This window comes from Bacillus sp. RB3, assembly GCF_030164735.1.
Classification (GTDB): Bacteria; Bacillota; Bacilli; order Bacillales; family Bacillaceae_G; genus Bacillus_A; species Bacillus_A cereus.
The window spans coordinates 22715-40799 of the sequence record NZ_JASNGE010000026.1 but is presented as its reverse complement, the minus strand read 5'-3'; the positions used below and the strand labels follow the sequence as shown (position 1 = coordinate 40799).

The following is an 18085-nucleotide window of genomic DNA, read 5'->3' as shown; positions in this document are numbered from 1 at the left end:
ACGCTTCCTCCTAACTAATTAATTCATTTACAGTTTTTAATAAAGTCGGGCCTCCAAGTGGCGTGTATGCTTGCGGTGGAATGATGCCACACGGAATAGATTCCTCCTCTGCAAATTTTTTTACAGAGTCAAATCGGTGTCTTATTTGAGGTGCCACCATTACGACATCCCAGCCATTCTTTACTTCTTCCTCTACCTCATTCGTTCCAATTGCATGCACTTCCATGTTCACACCATTTTTCTCCGCTTCTTTTTTTAAAGCGTTTACAACAATTGCACTGGACATTCCTCCAGAACAGACGAACAAAACTTTCATTTATTAATCCTCCTATACTTATAATTTATTACCCTTCAAATGAAAGGAAGTTTCACTTTACTAACAAGCATATGAAGTAGTAAATGAATTTAGTTATAATGAAAGTAAATTTCATTAAAAATATTTTTCCTATTAAATTAATGTTTCAATATGCAATTTTCTCTATTGCAAAGTCAACCTCGCCTCCTATATTATTTTAAATAATCATATGATAGGGAGGCGTATAAATGATCGTTAAACGTTTATTAATGATATGTTGTATCGTCATCTTGTTCATCCCTTTCTCTTTCATTCCCCCTCACTCTACTTATGCTGAAGTAAATACTGCATACAAAAAACATGAATTACGTGCTGTATGGATTGCATCTGTTCTGAATATTGATTGGCCCTCAAAAACTGGCTTACCCATTGAAAAACAGAAACAAGAATTTATAAGATTATTAGACGATGTAAAAAGCACTGGTATGAATGCAGTTGTTGTACAAATTAAACCAACCGCTGATGCTTTCTATCCTTCAAATTACGGTCCTTGGTCTGAATACATTACAGGAACACAAGGAAAAGATCCTGGTTATGACCCGCTTGCATTTATGATTGAAGAAACTCATAAAAGAAATATAGAATTCCACGCTTGGATTAACCCATACCGAATAACGATGAATCACACCGATATAAATCGATTATCAAATAATCACCCTGCAAGGCAACATCCCAATTGGGTTGTCCCTTATGGCGGAAAGTTATATTACAATCCCGGTATTCCAGAAGTGAAAAAATTTATAACAGAAGGTGCTTTAGAAATCGTGCAAAATTACGATATTGATGCGCTGCATATGGATGATTATTTTTATCCATATAAAGTAGCCGGTGAAGAATTTCCAGATCAGAAAACGTACGAAACATATAATAACGGTAGATTTACAAATATAGAAGATTGGCGACGTAACAATGTAAATGAACTTGTAAAAGATTTAAATACTGCTATAAAACAAGAAAAATCATATGTAAAGTTTGGCATTAGTCCGTTCGGCGTATGGAGAAATATAGCTGACGATCCGACTGGCTCTAACACAACCGCAGGCCAAAGAAACTATGATGACCTTTATGCTGACACACGTGAGTGGATACAAAAAGGATATATTGACTACATTACACCGCAAATATATTGGAATATAGGTTTCACCCCAGCTGCATATGACATATTAGTAGATTGGTGGGTTAAAGAAACAAATAACAAACCGATTCACCTATACATCGGTCAAGCGGCCTATAAAATTAATAATAACTCCGTCCCTGCTTGGTCTGATCCAGAAGAATATCCAAGACAAATTGCATTAAACCGGCTATATCCTGAAATAAAAGGTAGTATGCATTTTAGCTTAAAAGATATTAATAACAATCCACTTGGAGCTAAAAATAGACTCTCAAAAGACATATATAAATATCCTGCATTAATTCCGCCTATGCCTTGGCTTGATCATGATCCACCAAAACAACCGACTTTAAAAGGTGCCATTCCAAGAGATGAAGGTATTGCAATCGGTATCATTGACAATAGAGATAATGATTCTACTTATTACGCTATTTACCGCGCGAATGGGAAAAATGAAGTGGATATACAAAATCCGAAAAATTTACTTACTACTGTAAGAAAAACAAAACTTGGAGAAATTTATGTAGATAAAACCGTTATTTCTGGAGAAACGTATACGTATGTCGTAACTGCAGTTGATCGATTGCATAATGAAAGTGTGGCTTCTAGTCATACTACCGTTAGTGCAAAATAAAATCTCATAACAAAAAGCGCCCTAAAGCTGTGATACTTAGCTTTTAAGGCGCTTTTTGTTATTTATTCTTAAACTTCTCAGTCGCTGCTCTCATCTTCACATTTAAATCGTGATCAATTGAGTCGCGAATATCTCGCTCTACTACTTCCATTTCTTTTTGGAAATTTTCCAAGTAGATTTTCAGTTCTTCTTCTTTCTCTGGTCTTTGTGAAGGTGGTAATTGTACTACCAACGATAACATGGCCGTTAAATCTTTCATTAAGAACGTTTCAAGTTTATGTTGTTGTTCAAACATGCGTTGCTCTTGATAGTACGGAAGTGCATTCAATACTGAAATTGTAATATCATCAACCGTTCTTTGTAATGAAGGATTTATTGAGCGTTTATACGCTTGAATTGTATTTAATGCGTCTGGATAACGGTCATAAAAATACAATTTGTAAAATGATAAGTCTGTCGGTTTTACAGTTTGCTGTTTCTCTTGTCTTAAGAAATCTTTCACTTTCATCGCAGCTACATCAATATCTTCATTCGTAAGCTTTTTCGTAGTTTTTGCCATTACATGCACTTTTTTCTGCTTTTCTTTCGGTAACATCGAGAAGACTTGTTCTCTCGTACGTTGACCTGATGCACAAAATAGAGTATTTAATGTATTTTGTTCTTTCTTTCCTTCAGTGCGAATCCAGCGATAAAACAGTGGATGTTGTGTAAATTCTTGTAGAAACGGTATTGATTTGTTTGATAACTTGTCTAAAGAATCTTGCGCTCTTTTATATGGCTTCGTCCATGAAAAATACAGCTTCCGTCCGAAATATACGACTAAAACAACGACAGTAAATGCTATTAAAAGCAATGTACCGAGTAGTAATAATACTGTTTGAATGAAACTCATTTGTTCACCTCCTCTAATAATCCGTTATTTCCTTGGACGCTGAATGAGTTTCTGCTTCATCTCATCATTAAATGTGTCTAGTTCAATAACGAACTTCTTACTTGACTCGATAATACGTTCTGACGATTTTTCAGATGCTTCAATTGCAGCGAACACATTTTGGAATGATTCACGTAATTTATCCATGCTAATAGCAGGGTTTTCAAGCAATTTTGTCGTTTCTTCTGTATTTTGTTTTAACGCTTGAGAATTACTTAATACCATCGATTCAATTGCTTCATTTGTCGCATTCACTGCATCGATTGTTTTCCGTTGATTTGTTAACGCTAACTGAATAGCAGCTGAAACCGTTACAACGTTTTGCGTCATCGTAATTGCATTACGAATTGCCTCTGTTAACTTTTCATTATTTTTCTTAATAATGTCTACAGATGCGATAGATTGTAATAAAACACTTTTCGCTTGCTGCATATTACGTGTACGTACAAGTATCTTTTCTAACGCATCGTTAATTAATGGAATATCTCTTTGACGCTCTGGGTTTTGTTTCTCAGCTTCAAGCATGCCAGCAAGCTTTTTCCCTAAGTATACTTGTTTATCAAGCGCATGAATTTTATCGTGCGATTGTTCTTTTAACATTTCAAGACCCACTGTATCCTCTTGTAAGTTATCACGGCCAATTAGAAGGGATCTAATGATTTCCTCGATTTGTTTATCTATAGATTGGTATTTATGCACGTATGTTTCAAGTGGATTTTTCTTGAATACTTTAAACATTATTTTCTTCATACCACTTGCTTTAAGTGAATTGGGATCAAGCTCTGATACCACTTTTCGTAATTCTAACAATGTATTTGGAATTTCTTCATTTTTCCCATTCATCATCGCTGTTACAGGGCGTTTTAAAGCTGATAACGTTTGTCCTGCTGCCTGTTGCTCTTTATCCCCTAAATCTCCTAGCTGAGACAATACTTTTGATAAATCTGTATTTTGCTCGCTATTTAACTTTTGTACATAAAGATCAGCTTCTTTATTTAGTTCCTCTAATTCTTCATCTTTTATAACTGTATCAACTACTACTTCTACATTATTATCTTTCACAATGGATACAGGTTCTTTTTTCTCGAGTTCAGTCAACAAAATCGCTCCTTTATTTATATGTGCGAATTTATATGCACTATATTTCATCAATTATATCGTATTTCATATACATTCTGACTGCTTGAAATCGATTTTTTTTAGAAATGCCTGTTTATGCAGTCATTCCCTGTTTCTTACTATTAGTATACCTGTAATCAACATAATTTTCCTCAGACTTAAGACCTAGAGAACGACATGCTGAAGGCGGATTCTTCGTATGTTACGTATATAAATTATGTTCTTCTATCCTTCTGTACTCAATCTTTTGACATACACCCTTTTTCAATGTGATAATTATATTGCGCTCACTCCTATTTCTTCTTGCGCGCTACGAATGCTCCATTTTGAAATGCCAATAACACCGTTTCAAACATTTCATCTTCTTCTATCATTTTTTTAAACTCGGCTAATTCATTTGCATGAGAGGTTGCGTTATCAACAACAAGAAAACCCTTTGGTTGTAAAATGCGTTTTATATGCTCAAGCCACCACATGTATTGCGTACGCTCTGAATCTAGGAAAATAAAATCAAATGAATGATCTAATTGCGCATCTAAAAATGCCCCTGCTTCTTGATTATGAACATCAATCCTTTGTAAAAGGTTTGCCTTTTCAAAATTGACAAGTGCCTCTCCAACTCGTTCTGAAGAAAGCTCTACAGTTGTTACATTTCCATTTGTTTCTTCTACCGCATTAGCTAACCACAATGTAGAATAACCATTAGAAGTTCCGATTTCTAAAATGTTTTTTGCGCTACACCCTTTTACTAAAATTGATAAAAATTGCCCCATCTCACGAGTAATATTCCGTAATTTTTCTTCCCTTGTTTTTTTATTTCGATCATGCTCTTCTCCATATTGTTCAAGTTGAAATAATAATGAATCTAACGTATCCATTTTTTTCATCGCCTTTCCAAAGCAATATGATGAAAAAGCTCTTGCTGCCCGTCTACTTTCATTATATGCGAAACAAAAACCTTTTTCCTGTTATATGACAAAGATTTGAATTTTTTTATAGCATATTGTTTCGTTTTTTGGTAAAGTTAATTTCTACGTGCAATTATTCCATTCATATTATTTCATATTAAAATTGCAGTTATTAAATTATATAAACCCCATTTAAATGAATCGGTATTTCAAATTCAATTAAGCGCCCTTTTCGGACGCATTTTCTTTGTTTATATATTTCCAGAAGAAAGGATGCTTACAAATGAACGTGATTAGCTTAGATGCTGCTAGAAAACGAAAGCAGCATAAAAAATTAATGATTACTATACCGATTATTACACGTATTTATGAAGAAGACGGGGAAATTAAATTTGAGGTAGCTGGCGAAAAAGATGTACCTCTTGAAATGTTAGAAAAATAATAAAAAACGCATTTCTGAAGAAATGCGCTTTTTTATATTTTTACATTTAAATGCATAAGTTTTTCAGGGTTAACCATCATATAAATATTTGAAATTTTCTCATCCTCAAATACAAACGAAAGAACATAAGTTACTTTATTATTTATTGTAACTATAACTCCTGGTATACCATTGACCATTTTGAAATCAACAGTGTACTCTTCTGTCAATCGTTGTGCAATCCCAAAGAACAAACGTATAATTCGATCCGCAGAATAAATCGGGTTAATCGCAGTCGTAACTTTACCACCACCATCAGCTTTGAGTATAGCATCTGTTTTTAATACTCCTAACATACCTTCCGCATCCCCACACTGTAATGATGATACAAACTTTTCAACATAAGAAGCCATTTTCTCCGTGCTTAATTTTGATTGCTTCGGTTTCTCCAACATGCTTTTTCGAGCACGTTGAAAGATCTTCCTGCAGTTTACACTACTCTTATCAACAATTGAAGCTATTTCTTCGTATTCATAACTGAAAACTTCTCTTAATATGAAAACAATCCTTTCTACCTCAGATAATTGTTGTAAAAGTAATAAATATGCGGTGGAAAGGGATTCTTTCATTATAAATGACTTTGATGGCTCATCACTCTCTTCTACAATTGGCTCTGGCAACCACATCCCTACATACACGTTACGTTTATGCGCTGCCGATCGTAATTTATCAATTGAACGATTTGTCGCCATCTTACATAAATATGCTTTCATATTTTCTATAGATTGAGGATCTTCTATATTATTTAGCGAGATAAATACATCCTGAACGATATCCTCAGCATCCATAACACTCCCAAGGATTCTGTATGCTAATGAAAATAATAATGGTTGATACGCTTCATATAACTGCTCCGTTTCCATGATGAACTGCCTCACTTTCATATTGCTTTAAAATGTATAACGCTGCACGCTTCCCGCTTGCTACCGCAGCATCAGCTAATACTTCATCATGCCCTACCCAATCTCCTGCAACATAAACACCTGGCATTTCAGGTATATTAGGGCCCGCTTTTTCAACACGGTCAATATGAGGAAAATCATGTACTACTGTTATTTTCGGTAAATATTGCTGTGCAACAACTTCTCTTTTCCAATTTGGATGTAACAACTCCATCGTACTTTCCAACTGTTCTTTATCATCACGAATATGATTCATCTCGAGTACAGGATTATAGTACTTAATTAGACTCACTACAATTGATCCATCTTCACTTAATTTAGCTGCTCTCGATTGATTTGTGAAAAATATAGGTTGATCTAATCCTAATACAAATTGATGTGTAGGATTGGGTAATTGTCTCAAGCCAATATCTAATGCAGCAACAGTAACCGGTACAGATTGTTCACTCCATCTATGCAAACTTGTTCCTTCTGCACCTTTTATTATTTTACAAGCTTCTTTCGGCGGAGTCGTCACGATGACTGCGCCTACTTCAAAAACCTCATCATCAACACAATGTATTCTTTGTTTACCTTCGGAATGCTCAATTTCCACAACATGCTTTTTAGCCAAAAACTGCACCCCGATATCATTCGCTATAGCTCTTAATTTTGTTATTATCGTCTCCCAACCACCATCTACATAAAGCACTCCCTCTTTTATAGAAAGCTGTATTTGTTTTAGTACAGATGATGCTAATTGTATTGTAGGAGCAAACGTATATGTTGTTGTTCGGCATAGCGCATAAAATATATTGCGAACCATTGGATCTTTTATTTCATTTTCTGCCCATGTAGTTAGACTCATTTTCGGAACTTCTCCTACATCTAAATTTCCTAAACGAATCATAAGACGTGAGAATTGTACTTTTGCAGACCAAGAAAGTAGTGGTGTTGATAAAATTGAGTAAAAATCTGTTGGGATAGTGAATATATCCCCTTTCCATATTCCATGTGCTTTTGTAGATGGTATTCCACCTGGAAGAGTCATACCAAGCTCATTAAAAGTTATAAACGCTGCCCCGCCTCTATATAAAGCATGTGCACCAAGATTCATGCAGATTCCATTTTTATTTGTAGTCATCCCTCGGCCACCGAATTGACTGGACTTTTCTAATACAATCACTTTCCTTCCAGCTTTCGCTAAATATATAGATGCTGTTAATCCAGCAAGCCCACCGCCAACAATTGCTATATCAAATGTATTCATAATAAAATCCCTCCTTAATCGTTCTACATACAAGACGAACGATTAAGGAGGGATGTGACATAAAAATAAATTTTTATTATCCTACTTTATTTCATTACTTTTTAATTCGATCATATTGCATACGAAATAACTCAATTGCAAATGGAATATCCTCTTCACTCTTTAAATAATAACTGATCCATCCTGATTCAGGTAATACGTGATGTGGTTTTTCAGAAACACCCGCCCAGCTGAGTACTTCATTTCTAATCATTTCACTAAATGACATGAACATTCACTCCTTATAAATGATTGATGTAATTTTAAATTAACATTTTCATTACTTTTTTCCATCAATCCAAAGTATGAATGGGAATGGGAATACGAATATAGTTTGGTCTTAACACCTTATTCTTTATGGAATAAGTGAATTTATTAAGCTACCGACAACAGCACAAAACAAAGACTAGACACATATCCTAATTTTGTAACCTAACTTACCTATAGAAAGGCGGGTAATACAATTGACTGCCAACATCGACTATACCTCCCCCTCAACCAATTTTACTTATGATGTAAATAAAAGTAATTTTTTTCGGAAAGATGCCCAAAATTATATAAATGTACTTGGTATTAAACAATTAAATACTTTAGAAAATACTTCTTTATTAGATATTTATTTAAGTACAGGAAATGTTGTAGAACCACATATTCATCAAAATGCAGCTGAACTTGTTTATTGTATTTCAGGGTCTGCTGTTGTTTCTTTACTTAATCCATTTACGAATCAAATATTAAACTTACCGATAAAACCCGGGCAAGTTGCCAACATTCCACAAGCGTGGTGGCATTATGAAATTGCTACAGCAAATAATACTCATTTATTAGCTATTTTCAATGCTCCAGCGCCAGAAGTTATTTTCGGTTCTGACATTTTAAGATTAACTCCTGCTCATATGATGGCACATACTTACTGCCTCAATGAACAACAATGGAAACAAGCGGTTTCCCCTATTCAATCAACTACTGTAATTGGTCCTCCGTCAAACTGCAATCAAAACCGTGAAATGAAAAATTATCCAACCCAGCCCCTCGCTCAACAACATAATCCGCATCACCAAGATTCTTATTACTTCCCTCTTTACTGGGGCTATTAATTTGTAAATTTTCAAAAGAATCATCATTTATCTCCTAGGAAAATACCAAGGAGATTTTTTTATTGTATCTTCTCTTCCTATTAAAAATAGTAACAATTGATAGTGGACATACATATAATATTTATATATTAAATTGGAGGTGATAGTACTATGAGTAATTATAACTATCGAAAAAACTACTCTTATAATAAAAATAGTAGTTCTTCAGCATCCTCTCAATCTTCCAATTCCCAATCGCAAAGAGACTTAGCGGAGCAAGGCTATGTAAAGAAAAAAGGATGTAACTGTAATAAAAATAAATAGTTTATCTTATGGATGAATTCTTTTTTAAAAGAATTCATCTTTTTTTACTGATCGGAAATTTTTAAAGTTACATAACTTATTACTTAAATGAGAAAGGGTAAATTATACTTTTTTATACGAACTTAACAAAGAGTAATTGTTCAATTAATTTATTACTTATTTTCCTAAAAAATATAGTCCTTCCTAAATTTATTAGGAAGGACTATATACAAACCCCTGTTTAATTTCCTACTAAACATTGTAACAAATTAAACGATATTAATACCTGCACTTACAAATCCAGCAACTGCAGCTATTGGACTTGCTGCTGTTAATGAAACATATAACAGTATTTTATCCCCAGCTGCTACTGGAATAGCTTCAGGTATGATTCCTGATGCTGTAGAACCAATCGCTATTGCGGCAAATGCTGGCGTTAATAATAGAGGTGCACCTTGTACTGTAAACGTATTGCTTGCTGCAGGTGCAGTTAATATTTGTATTTGCACTTGAACAGGTGATAATGGAGATAATGCAGCTGTTGCACTAAAGAAACCTGCTAATGACGTAATAGTTCCTGCGCGTGGTGCTACAAATGCATAATCACCTACACCTAATGCTAATGTGATACTTGTTCCACCCGTTAACGCTATACCAGGCTGACTAAATCCAAATCCGAGAAGAGTTCCTGTATTAGCTACTAACGCATTAACTAATGCTGCTGGTGTTGTACCTGAAGCAAACGGAATAATAGCTCCGCCACCAGTTGCACCTGTTGCTCCTGTTAAGCCTGTTGCACCAGTTAAACCTGTTGCACCAGTTGGACCTGTTGCTCCTGTTGGACCTGTTGGGCCTGTTGCTCCTGTTAAACCTGTTGCTCCTGTTAAACCTGTTGCTCCTGTTAAACCTGTTGCTCCTGTTGGGCCTGTTGCTCCTGCTCCTGTTGCTCCTGTTGGACCTGTTGCTCCTGTTGGACCTGTTGCTCCTGTTGCACCAGTTGCTCCTGTTGCTCCTGTCACTCCTGTTGCTCCTGTTGCACCAGTTGCTCCGCCTCCTGGACCTGTTGGACCTGTTGGGCCTGTTGGGCCTCCTCCTGGAGTAGCACCAATTAATTGAGTTAATAAATTTAATAAAAGTTGTAAACTTGCAGGGTCAATAATTAAAGAGAAGAAGAATGGTGCAAGAGCACTGTAGAATTGTTGTAATAAAGAAAGTAATTGACTTAGATTTGGGTTAGGAGATTGTAGTAAATTAATAATACTTTGAATTAATTGTTTTAAGAAATTCCCTTCTGGAGAAGGTGCTAATTCATTTAGTAAGTTCAATAGTTGAGTAAACAAATTGAGTAAAGCTAATCTGTTTGCATCACTTGGATTTGCAAAAAACGCTGCAATAGCCGAAATTAAAGAGTTTAGTAAAGTAATTAATCTACCTAATTGCTCACTAGTAATCGGAACTGTTTGTGGATTGTTACAACACTCTGGAGTGAAAACAATCGGATTATTGCAGTGGTTATGACCGAAACAATTATTACTTGTCATTTATGTCCTCCTTACTTGTTTTATATTTGAGTTTTTCCTATTATAAGGATCATAAAGTTGTAAAAGAGTATGTGTTATATATTGACTTAAAATAGGAAACATGAAATATAATTAAACTTGCAAACGCTATTTAATTATGTTCATGACTCACATATTAATTATATGTTTTTAATAATTGACTGCTTAGATTAAATACCTAAACTTAAGAGTTTATTTTATTTTTCCACGTTTATCTCTTAGGTTCAAAGACACATTTTAATTTGAATACAAAAACCGAATTTACGATTTACATATATTCCGCAAGTAACAACATCATTTTTTCATATACATAAAGAACACTTCTTTACTAAAATTGGGCTCCCCTTTTAAAGGGGAAGCCGTTTCTATTATAAAAAACTCTCATACAATATAGTGGACAAGTTATTTTATACTTCGTTCTAATAAAATATTGTAAGGAGTGAAAATTAATTGCCTATCATTCAACCATTTATGGCATCTAGAAGATTTACATCTACACTAGGAGCAGGTACAGGTGCGGCTTTTGCAATTGCTGCCACAGCTTGTTTAAACGATGCGGGTACTACTGCAACCGCTTTTCCGACTTTCACGTATTACAACTTATATGTGAACGGTATTCTTCAACCAAGCGTGAACTCCAGTGTTACTACTGGTCCTACTGGTGCTATTACAATTCCTGGTGGGGATGCATTAGACGGCGGAATTCCAATTACAATTGAATTTATCGTCACTTAATGTTACCGAATGTAATTCAGAACAAAAAAGACCGATTCCTTTTCACATTAAGAATCTGTCTTTTTTAATTAATAATAATAAATTGTAAAATAATTGAAGAACCTTGCGATGGTGGTTGGTTATCCAATAAAGTTAGTTTACCAGTACTAACTTCATAGAATGGTTGTGGTTGCAGAATTCCATTGATAAACAAATTTACATATGAAACCTCAGTAGGTGATAGTATATTCGTTGTACCATATTGAGCTATGCCATCTGCATCTGTATATATAAGTTTCTCTCCATCTGAAAAAGTGTAATATAGCAAATTAGTTGTTGTTATAGGGCCAATCCCCCCAGTAGGACCTGTTACTCCCGTTATTCCTGTTGCTCCCGTTGGTCCTGTTGCTCCCGTTACTCCCGTTGCTCCTGTTGCTCCCGTTACTCCCGTTACTCCCGTTGCTCCCGTTGCTCCTGTTGCTCCTGTTGCTCCCGTTGCTCCTGTTGCTCCTGTTGCTCCCGTTGCTCCCGTTACTCCCGTTACTCCCGTTGGTCCTGTTACTCCCGTTGCTCCCGTTGCTCCTGTTGCTCCTGTTGCTCCTGTTGCTCCTGTTGCTCCTGTTGCTCCTGTTGCTCCTGTTGCTCCCGTTGCTCCTGTTGCTCCTGTTGCTCCCGTTGTTCCTGTTGCTCCTGTTGCTCCTGTTGCTCCCGTTGCTCCTGTTGCTCCCGTTGCTCCCGTTACACCCGTTGCTCCTGTTGTTCCTGTTGGAATATATATTGGTGGAAGAGCTGAAAATGTAGGTCCAATATTCTCAGGTTCTATCTTACCTTTATTTATTGATAATTTATCATTCCGCTTCAATTTAATTCCTCATTCCACATATTTTTAATTAACTTACATAAGTATGAGTCTATTATTAAGAAATGCTTTCATAACTATTCTTTTTTCTTTCCAAATGATTCATACAGTTATTAAACATTTTACCGTTGCTATAACTCCTATTAATATAATAAAATGATAGTTCCATTCCAAAAACACGAAACTTATTGCATTCTAATTTAAAAATGAGGTAATTTATACTCAAGATAAAAATGAAAAAAGAATAGAAAAACTAGTATCAACGACTCTTGAAATTATTCTTCCATACAGACTTACTGAACCTACCAGAAATACTGGGTCAATAGTTACAACAAACTCTATGTTCGCTAATAATACATTAGGTGATCCCATCACTGTGATATTAGGCGGAACTAATATTCCTCTTTCTAATAACCAAAGCCTCGGTAATTTTACAGTTAACGCCTCAAACGATATATTTACAATTCCTGTAACCAGAAGATATCATTTAACCTATCAAGTTAATACGACAACTGCTCTACTCGCTGGAACAAAACTACTATTAAACGCTTCTACTCCACTTCCTGGTTCTATTTTTTCTCCCGCTATATCAACTTCAAATTATAACAATAATTTAATTGCCGATACTACAATTTCACTTCAATTATTCGGCGTATTATACATCGTTAATTTGGTTGGAGGTGGTTCAACCGGTGCCTCTCTAACAATTATACGAATCGATTTAAAAATGATTCATTCTTTTTCTAATAAACATTATTAAATACTAAGTCTGTCATGATAAGAACCTCCCAATTATTTCATAAAAGTGGTGGCGCATTAAAGAACAAATTGCACTATATTCATAGTAGAAACTATCTATACTAAATTTTCCGTATATATATTATCAATTTACACTGACTTCCACCGATGTTACATTAAATATGAAGACAGTTTCTTTTTTACGAACCATCTCAATACGTATTTGAGAAACGTACTCCAATCCTATACGCGAGAGCAATACTATGTTGACACTCAGATGAGTGTCTTTTTTTGTGAGTAATAAAAAATAAAAACCATCTCTTAAAGATGGTTTTATCTTTTGTTACTATAAATGTAAACTTATGCAGTTGGATAATAAATTGTCATGCTTAATCGAGTCAAAGATTCCCCTAAATTATAATAAGAGTGTGATCTATCGGCCTTAAAACGAATTGAATCTCCACTATTTAATGTATATTGACAGTTATTCACTTCTACTGTCAATTCACCTTCAAATACCGTAATAAATTCTTCTGCGCCTTCTTTATGCCCTTCTGAACTTAATTTCCCTTCTGTTTCTATTTCTACTGTATACATTTCAAAATGTCTATCATCGTGAAAAGGAAAAGAAGGATACACTTTATATTTTCCATTGTCTTCAGACAATGCTTGAATATCTTTTCTTAAGATCACTTTCGTATCAGGCTGAGGATTGTTGATTAAAGAGGTAAAAGAAACTTTCAAGCCATTTGCAATTTTCCATATTGTTGTTAGTGTCGGGCTTGATTCTCCTCTTTCAATTTGTCCAATCATCGTTTTACTCACACCTGTTAATTGGGAAACTTTTTCCAAACTTAATTTTTCTTTTTCTCTTATAGTTTTTAAATTTTTCGCTAGTATAAGTTGAATTTCTTCCATAAAAAACACTCCCACACTATATACAATATAACGACCGTTATGTATAATAAAAAGCACACGTTATATTGTTTTTTTCGGTCATTATAACATACATAAATGATTAGGGGGTTTTCAAATGCCTATATTTTCTTTTTTATTATTTGTTTTTATAAGTAGCTTCACACCCGGCCCTAACAATTTTTTAGCGATGACATACGCAAATCAATACGGATTAAAAAGGAGCATGAAGTTTTGCTTCGGAGTAGCTTTTGGTTTTTTCATCCTTACTTCTTTATGTAGTTTCTTTAATGTTGTACTACTTAATATCTTACCCATAATCGAATTCCCTTTAAAAATTTTAGGTGTAGCGTATATGTTATATTTAGCTATTAAAATACTTACTAGTAAAAGCAGTACGAATCCCGTTGAAAAAGATAATAAAAACTTATTCACTGTGGGGATTTCTCTTCAATTCGTTAATCCTAAAGGGATATTATTCGGACTGACTGTAGTATCGACTTTCATACTCCCCTACTACAATTCATATTCAAGTTTTCTGCTTTTCTCATTATTTCTAGGTTTAGTCGGTTTACTAAGTACATTTAGTTGGAGTTTATTTGGTTCAATATTCCAAAAAATATTAGTAAAACATAACCAATTATTCAACATCATTATGGCTGTTTTATTAGTTTTCAGTGCCGTTTCAATCGTTATACACTAATTCGATGCTCATTTTAGATTTTGTACTTTTTAATACCACTCTTTATCAATCAGACTACTTTATATACTAATCCATCCACATACCCTATGTGGTTTAAAACTTTTAAGAGGAAACCTTCTAACAATAGGTTTCCTTCCATATCATATTAAATAAGAAGCAGGTTAAATACGGAGGTGATTTTGATTAAGACTACTTTAATTTCTCATTTTTACAATGAAGAATATTTACTTCCATGGTGGTTAATGCACCATACAAAGCTATTTGATCATGGCATTCTTATTAATCGTGGATCCACTGATCGTTCAGTTGAAATCTGTAAAACATTCGCTCCTAATTGGGAAATACGAAACTCAAAATCACTCGAATTTGATGCTTATTTAGTTGATCAAGAAGTTATGGAAATTGAAAGAGAAATTACAGGATGGAAAATGGTATTGAATACGACAGAATTCCTGTGCTGTTATAATAAAGAACAATTTTTCAAATTACTTAGCACTATGGGTGGCAATATGTTTTCAATAAGAATGATTATGATGATTGACGAACCGACTCATGGCTACACTAATCCAAGATATAGCTCTCCGCTTGTTAAACAACGTTATCACGGCATAATAATTCAACCTAATCCAAACCAACTATATCTTAACGGTAGATTAATTCACAATAATTCGCACGGGAACTATAGAGTCGGGAGACATGGTTCGCATTATCCTTATAGCATTTACATGGAACCTGCTTTTATTTTTAAATTTTTTTATAGTCCATGGAACGATGCAATGAAAAAACGAAAATTACAAATTGGGCCGACTCTTTCTCAACATAGTGTACAGCGTGGACTAGGTTCTCATCACTTAACAACAATTGAAAAATTAGAAACAAAATACAAATTCTATGCAACTTTAACTACGGACCTCCGGTTATTCCCAGAATACCAAATTATATTTCCTGACCTTTATCCTTAATGTCATGAATATTTAGTTTCCACATCCATCCGTTTTTTATTAACATATCAACTCCAACTAAATATTTTTCTCTAGTAGAAATCTGAGCTAGGACTCTTGCTGCGCGCAGATTCCTCTTATTTAATGTCGTATCACCAGCCTATAATCTTTCATACCATTTCATTGAGTACCTGATGTTGGATTAGAAATAAAAAATGGCAATTCATTTGGAAAATTTTCAATTTCAGATTATATACCTTCTAAAACAAAGTATTCAAACAATAGAACCTAAACTAATGTCTTAAGTTATGGCTTTATTTTTTTCTTATTATTCACTTTAAAATCTTTTTATAATAATATTGAAAAATACAGTATAATATAAATTACTGTTCTTTGGGAGGGTTATAATGTCTGATAAGTATAAAATTTTCATTCTTATTGTTACCGCATCTTTTTCTTTCTTTTCCTTAATAAAAGATTTCCGCAACACTTCAAAAAGTTTCTTTTGGGGTAGTTTTGTAATTCTTACAAGCTTCATAATACTTTTAACACTCGCTTTAGATTTAACTCAAATACTCCTATATTCAGCGCAAATTGCGCTTGAAATTATTACAATACCACATAAACTCTTTCTACCATCTGTCACTGAAGCCGCTATTATTTGCTAACAAAGTATTTTAATTTTCTTATGCATGCCAAAATATATTTTGGTAAATTTGACACACATTTATATCAAAAAAGCATATTTTATTGTATGGTGACTATCTAATAATACAAATTTTAAATTTTTATAAGATCCTTTTATTTTTAATTAAAAATTTACAACATTCTAAAACAGTATGCACATAATATCCTCAATTCCCTTTTTCAACATGAAACTTGTCTCAGAGCGCCTTTAAAAGCGCTCTTTATCTTTATAAAGGTTTTATTAAAATTTAGGTTAAAAATTAATACCCTATAGTCATGATAGCTATTTACTGTTTCCAAAATAAGTTGCATTAATAATATAGAAATGAAATACCTATAAAAATTATTACTTTACTATTTCTTTAAACATGCTAGTGAGGTGATTTCGATAGATTATCAAAACAAAGATATGTTCATTAACTTTTCACTTTTAGATATTAACCGTATTATTCTCCCACATTCTCCTACTGGGGCTACTGGCTCTACCGGGGCTACCGGGGCTACCGGGGCTACCGGGGCTACCGGTTCCACTGGACTTACTGGCTCTACTGGGGCTACTGGAGCTACCGGTTCCACTGGACCTACTGGACCTACTGGAGCTACCGGTTCCACCGGACCTACTGGCTCTACTGGTTCCACTGGGACTACCGGGGCTACCGGAGCTACCGGGGCTACCGGTTCCACTGGACCTACTGGGACTACCGGTTCCACTGGACCTACTGGAGCTACCGGTTCCACCGGACCTACTGGCTCTACTGGAGCTACCGGACCTACTGGTTCCACTGGGACTACTGGGACTACTGGGGCTACTGGAGCTACCGGGACTACCGGTTCCACTGGACCTACTGGGACTACCGGGGCTACCGGGGCTACCGGTTCCACTGGACTTACTGGCTCTACTGGCTCTACTGGGGCTACTGGCTCTACTGGTTCCACTGGACTTACTGGCTCTACTGGGGCTACTGGAGCTACCGGACCTACTGGAGCTACCGGGGCTACCGGGGCTACCGGTTCCACTGGACTTACTGGCTCCACTGGGACTACCGGGGCTACTGGAGCTACCGGGGCTACTGGAGCTACCGGGGCTACTGGAGCTACCGGGGCTACTGGAGCTACTGGTTCCACTGGGACTACCGGAACTACTGGGACTACCGGGGCTACCGGAACTACTGGAGCTACTGGTTCCACTGGAGCTACCGGGGCTACCGGGGCTACCGGGGCTACCGGTTCCACTGGACCTACTGGTTCCACTGGGACTACTGGAGCTACCGGGGCTACCGGAGCTACTGGAGCTACCGGTTCCACTGGACCTACTGGTTCTACTGGCTCCACTGGGCCTACCGGGGCGGCTAGTGTAGGATTAACAAACTATCTATATGTTTTTGATACTACTAACCAATCAATTGCAGTAGGAAGTAGTGTTACTTTTAACACAAATGGACCTATAACAGGAACTGCCCTTAGCCACATCACAGGTACTGGAAATATTATAATTAATACACTAGGAACATATGTAGCAGAGTTTCAATTACAAGCTTCTCGCGAAAACCAATTCTCCCTCCAACTAAATGGTACACCAATTTCAGGTGGACGTTTTGGTACGGGGTCACCACATACAATAAATCAAGGTACTGCTGCTTTTACCGTAACAGTTGTTCCTTCAACATTGACTTTAATAAATAACACCTCTTCAGCAGGTACTATCACTCTCTCAAATAGTGATGGTGGCTCTTTAACAAATGTATCTGCAAGTATAAGTATTTTTCAGGTCGGATAATTAATTTGGTTAGAAAAGTAATTCATAAAGTTTACAAATAAAAAAATGAGGCTTCTCTTTTCTAGAGAAACCTCATTTTTT

20 protein-coding genes are annotated in these 18085 nt (G+C 35.4%); 10 read left to right on the top strand and 10 right to left on the bottom strand.

Annotated elements, in window-relative coordinates:
- Positions 1-10 precede the first annotated feature (10 nt).
- Complete coding sequence (locus tag QO049_RS24000) at positions 11-316, bottom strand: PTS sugar transporter subunit IIB (RefSeq protein WP_000865907.1); 306 nt, start codon at positions 314-316, stop codon at positions 11-13.
- A 227-nt stretch (positions 317-543) separates the two neighbouring features.
- Between QO049_RS24000 and QO049_RS23995 the strand changes: the two genes are divergently transcribed.
- Complete coding sequence (locus QO049_RS23995) at positions 544-2103, top strand: glycoside hydrolase family 10-like protein (protein WP_284489548.1); 1560 nt, start codon at positions 544-546, stop codon at positions 2101-2103.
- A gap of 58 nt (positions 2104-2161) precedes the next feature.
- Here QO049_RS23995 and QO049_RS23990 read toward each other — a convergent pair whose 3' ends face one another.
- From QO049_RS23990 to QO049_RS23980, 3 genes are all read right to left on the bottom strand, one after another.
- Positions 2162-2995 (bottom strand): DUF3974 domain-containing protein, encoded by an 834-nt coding sequence (locus QO049_RS23990; RefSeq protein WP_246962718.1) that lies wholly within the window; start codon positions 2993-2995, stop codon positions 2162-2164.
- 24 nt (positions 2996-3019) lie between these two features.
- Positions 3020-4132, bottom strand: coding sequence for a toxic anion resistance protein (locus QO049_RS23985; RefSeq protein ID WP_000137407.1), 1113 nt, complete (start codon positions 4130-4132; stop codon positions 3020-3022).
- 314 nt (positions 4133-4446) lie between these two features.
- Positions 4447-5040, bottom strand: a complete 594-nt coding sequence (locus QO049_RS23980; RefSeq protein WP_002005067.1) for an O-methyltransferase — start codon at positions 5038-5040, stop codon at positions 4447-4449.
- A 304-nt stretch (positions 5041-5344) separates the two neighbouring features.
- On the opposite strand from QO049_RS23980, the gene QO049_RS23975 reads away from it, so the two are divergent.
- Positions 5345-5503 (top strand): hypothetical protein, encoded by a 159-nt coding sequence (locus tag QO049_RS23975; RefSeq protein WP_001100984.1) that lies wholly within the window; start codon positions 5345-5347, stop codon positions 5501-5503.
- 32 nt (positions 5504-5535) lie between these two features.
- Here the strand turns inward: QO049_RS23975 and QO049_RS23970 are convergent, their stop codons facing one another.
- The 3 genes from QO049_RS23970 to QO049_RS23960 all read right to left on the bottom strand — a co-directional run bounded on the left by QO049_RS23970 (position 5536) and on the right by QO049_RS23960 (position 7961).
- The gene (locus QO049_RS23970) at positions 5536-6405 is read right to left on the bottom strand and encodes a sigma-70 family RNA polymerase sigma factor (protein ID WP_246962716.1); all 870 of its coding nucleotides are present in this window, start codon (positions 6403-6405) and stop codon (positions 5536-5538) included.
- Positions 6383-7693: a phytoene desaturase family protein gene (locus tag QO049_RS23965; RefSeq protein ID WP_061113326.1), complete on the bottom strand. Its 1311-nt coding sequence runs from the start codon at positions 7691-7693 to the stop codon at positions 6383-6385. The genes QO049_RS23970 and QO049_RS23965 overlap by 23 nt, the downstream gene beginning before the upstream one ends.
- Positions 7694-7787: 94 nt before the next feature.
- On the bottom strand, positions 7788-7961 hold the full coding sequence (locus QO049_RS23960; protein ID WP_246962714.1) for a luciferase domain-containing protein: 174 nt from the start codon (positions 7959-7961) through the stop codon (positions 7788-7790).
- A 235-nt stretch (positions 7962-8196) separates the two neighbouring features.
- On the opposite strand from QO049_RS23960, the gene QO049_RS23955 reads away from it, so the two are divergent.
- Both QO049_RS23955 and QO049_RS23950 read left to right on the top strand, forming a co-directional pair.
- Positions 8197-8829, top strand: coding sequence for a cupin domain-containing protein (locus QO049_RS23955; protein WP_000126329.1), 633 nt, complete (start codon positions 8197-8199; stop codon positions 8827-8829).
- Between the two features lie 150 nt (positions 8830-8979).
- Positions 8980-9132: a hypothetical protein gene (locus QO049_RS23950; RefSeq protein WP_002100980.1), complete on the top strand. Its 153-nt coding sequence runs from the start codon at positions 8980-8982 to the stop codon at positions 9130-9132.
- 248 nt (positions 9133-9380) lie between these two features.
- Here QO049_RS23950 and QO049_RS23945 read toward each other — a convergent pair whose 3' ends face one another.
- Positions 9381-10652, bottom strand: coding sequence for an exosporium glycoprotein BclB-related protein (locus QO049_RS23945; RefSeq protein ID WP_246962712.1), 1272 nt, complete (start codon positions 10650-10652; stop codon positions 9381-9383).
- Between the two features lie 468 nt (positions 10653-11120).
- Between QO049_RS23945 and QO049_RS23940 the strand changes: the two genes are divergently transcribed.
- A complete protein-coding gene (locus tag QO049_RS23940) occupies positions 11121-11405 on the top strand; it encodes a DUF4183 domain-containing protein (RefSeq protein WP_284489547.1) in 285 nt (94 codons plus the stop codon).
- A 64-nt stretch (positions 11406-11469) separates the two neighbouring features.
- Here the strand turns inward: QO049_RS23940 and QO049_RS23935 are convergent, their stop codons facing one another.
- Complete coding sequence (locus tag QO049_RS23935; protein WP_284489546.1) at positions 11470-12246, bottom strand: DUF4183 domain-containing protein; 777 nt, start codon at positions 12244-12246, stop codon at positions 11470-11472.
- A 211-nt stretch (positions 12247-12457) separates the two neighbouring features.
- Between QO049_RS23935 and QO049_RS23930 the strand changes: the two genes are divergently transcribed.
- The gene (locus QO049_RS23930; RefSeq protein ID WP_033667963.1) at positions 12458-13003 is read left to right on the top strand and encodes a BclA C-terminal domain-containing protein; all 546 of its coding nucleotides are present in this window, start codon (positions 12458-12460) and stop codon (positions 13001-13003) included.
- 338 nt (positions 13004-13341) lie between these two features.
- Here QO049_RS23930 and QO049_RS23925 read toward each other — a convergent pair whose 3' ends face one another.
- A complete protein-coding gene (locus tag QO049_RS23925) occupies positions 13342-13956 on the bottom strand; it encodes a helix-turn-helix domain-containing protein (RefSeq protein WP_246962708.1) in 615 nt (204 codons plus the stop codon).
- Positions 13957-14014: 58 nt separating this feature from the next.
- On the opposite strand from QO049_RS23925, the gene QO049_RS23920 reads away from it, so the two are divergent.
- The 4 genes from QO049_RS23920 (at position 14015) to QO049_RS23905 (ending at position 18004) form a co-directional block, all read left to right on the top strand.
- On the top strand, positions 14015-14599 hold the full coding sequence (locus QO049_RS23920) for a LysE family translocator (RefSeq protein WP_246962699.1): 585 nt from the start codon (positions 14015-14017) through the stop codon (positions 14597-14599).
- Positions 14600-14778: 179 nt separating this feature from the next.
- Positions 14779-15561, top strand: coding sequence for a glycosyltransferase family 2 protein (locus QO049_RS23915; RefSeq protein ID WP_118414490.1), 783 nt, complete (start codon positions 14779-14781; stop codon positions 15559-15561).
- Between the two features lie 386 nt (positions 15562-15947).
- Positions 15948-16208, top strand: a complete 261-nt coding sequence (locus QO049_RS23910; RefSeq protein WP_084064445.1) for a hypothetical protein — start codon at positions 15948-15950, stop codon at positions 16206-16208.
- A 398-nt stretch (positions 16209-16606) separates the two neighbouring features.
- Positions 16607-18004, top strand: a complete 1398-nt coding sequence (locus QO049_RS23905; RefSeq protein ID WP_284489545.1) for a collagen-like protein — start codon at positions 16607-16609, stop codon at positions 18002-18004.
- Positions 18005-18085: the final 81 nt, after the last annotated feature.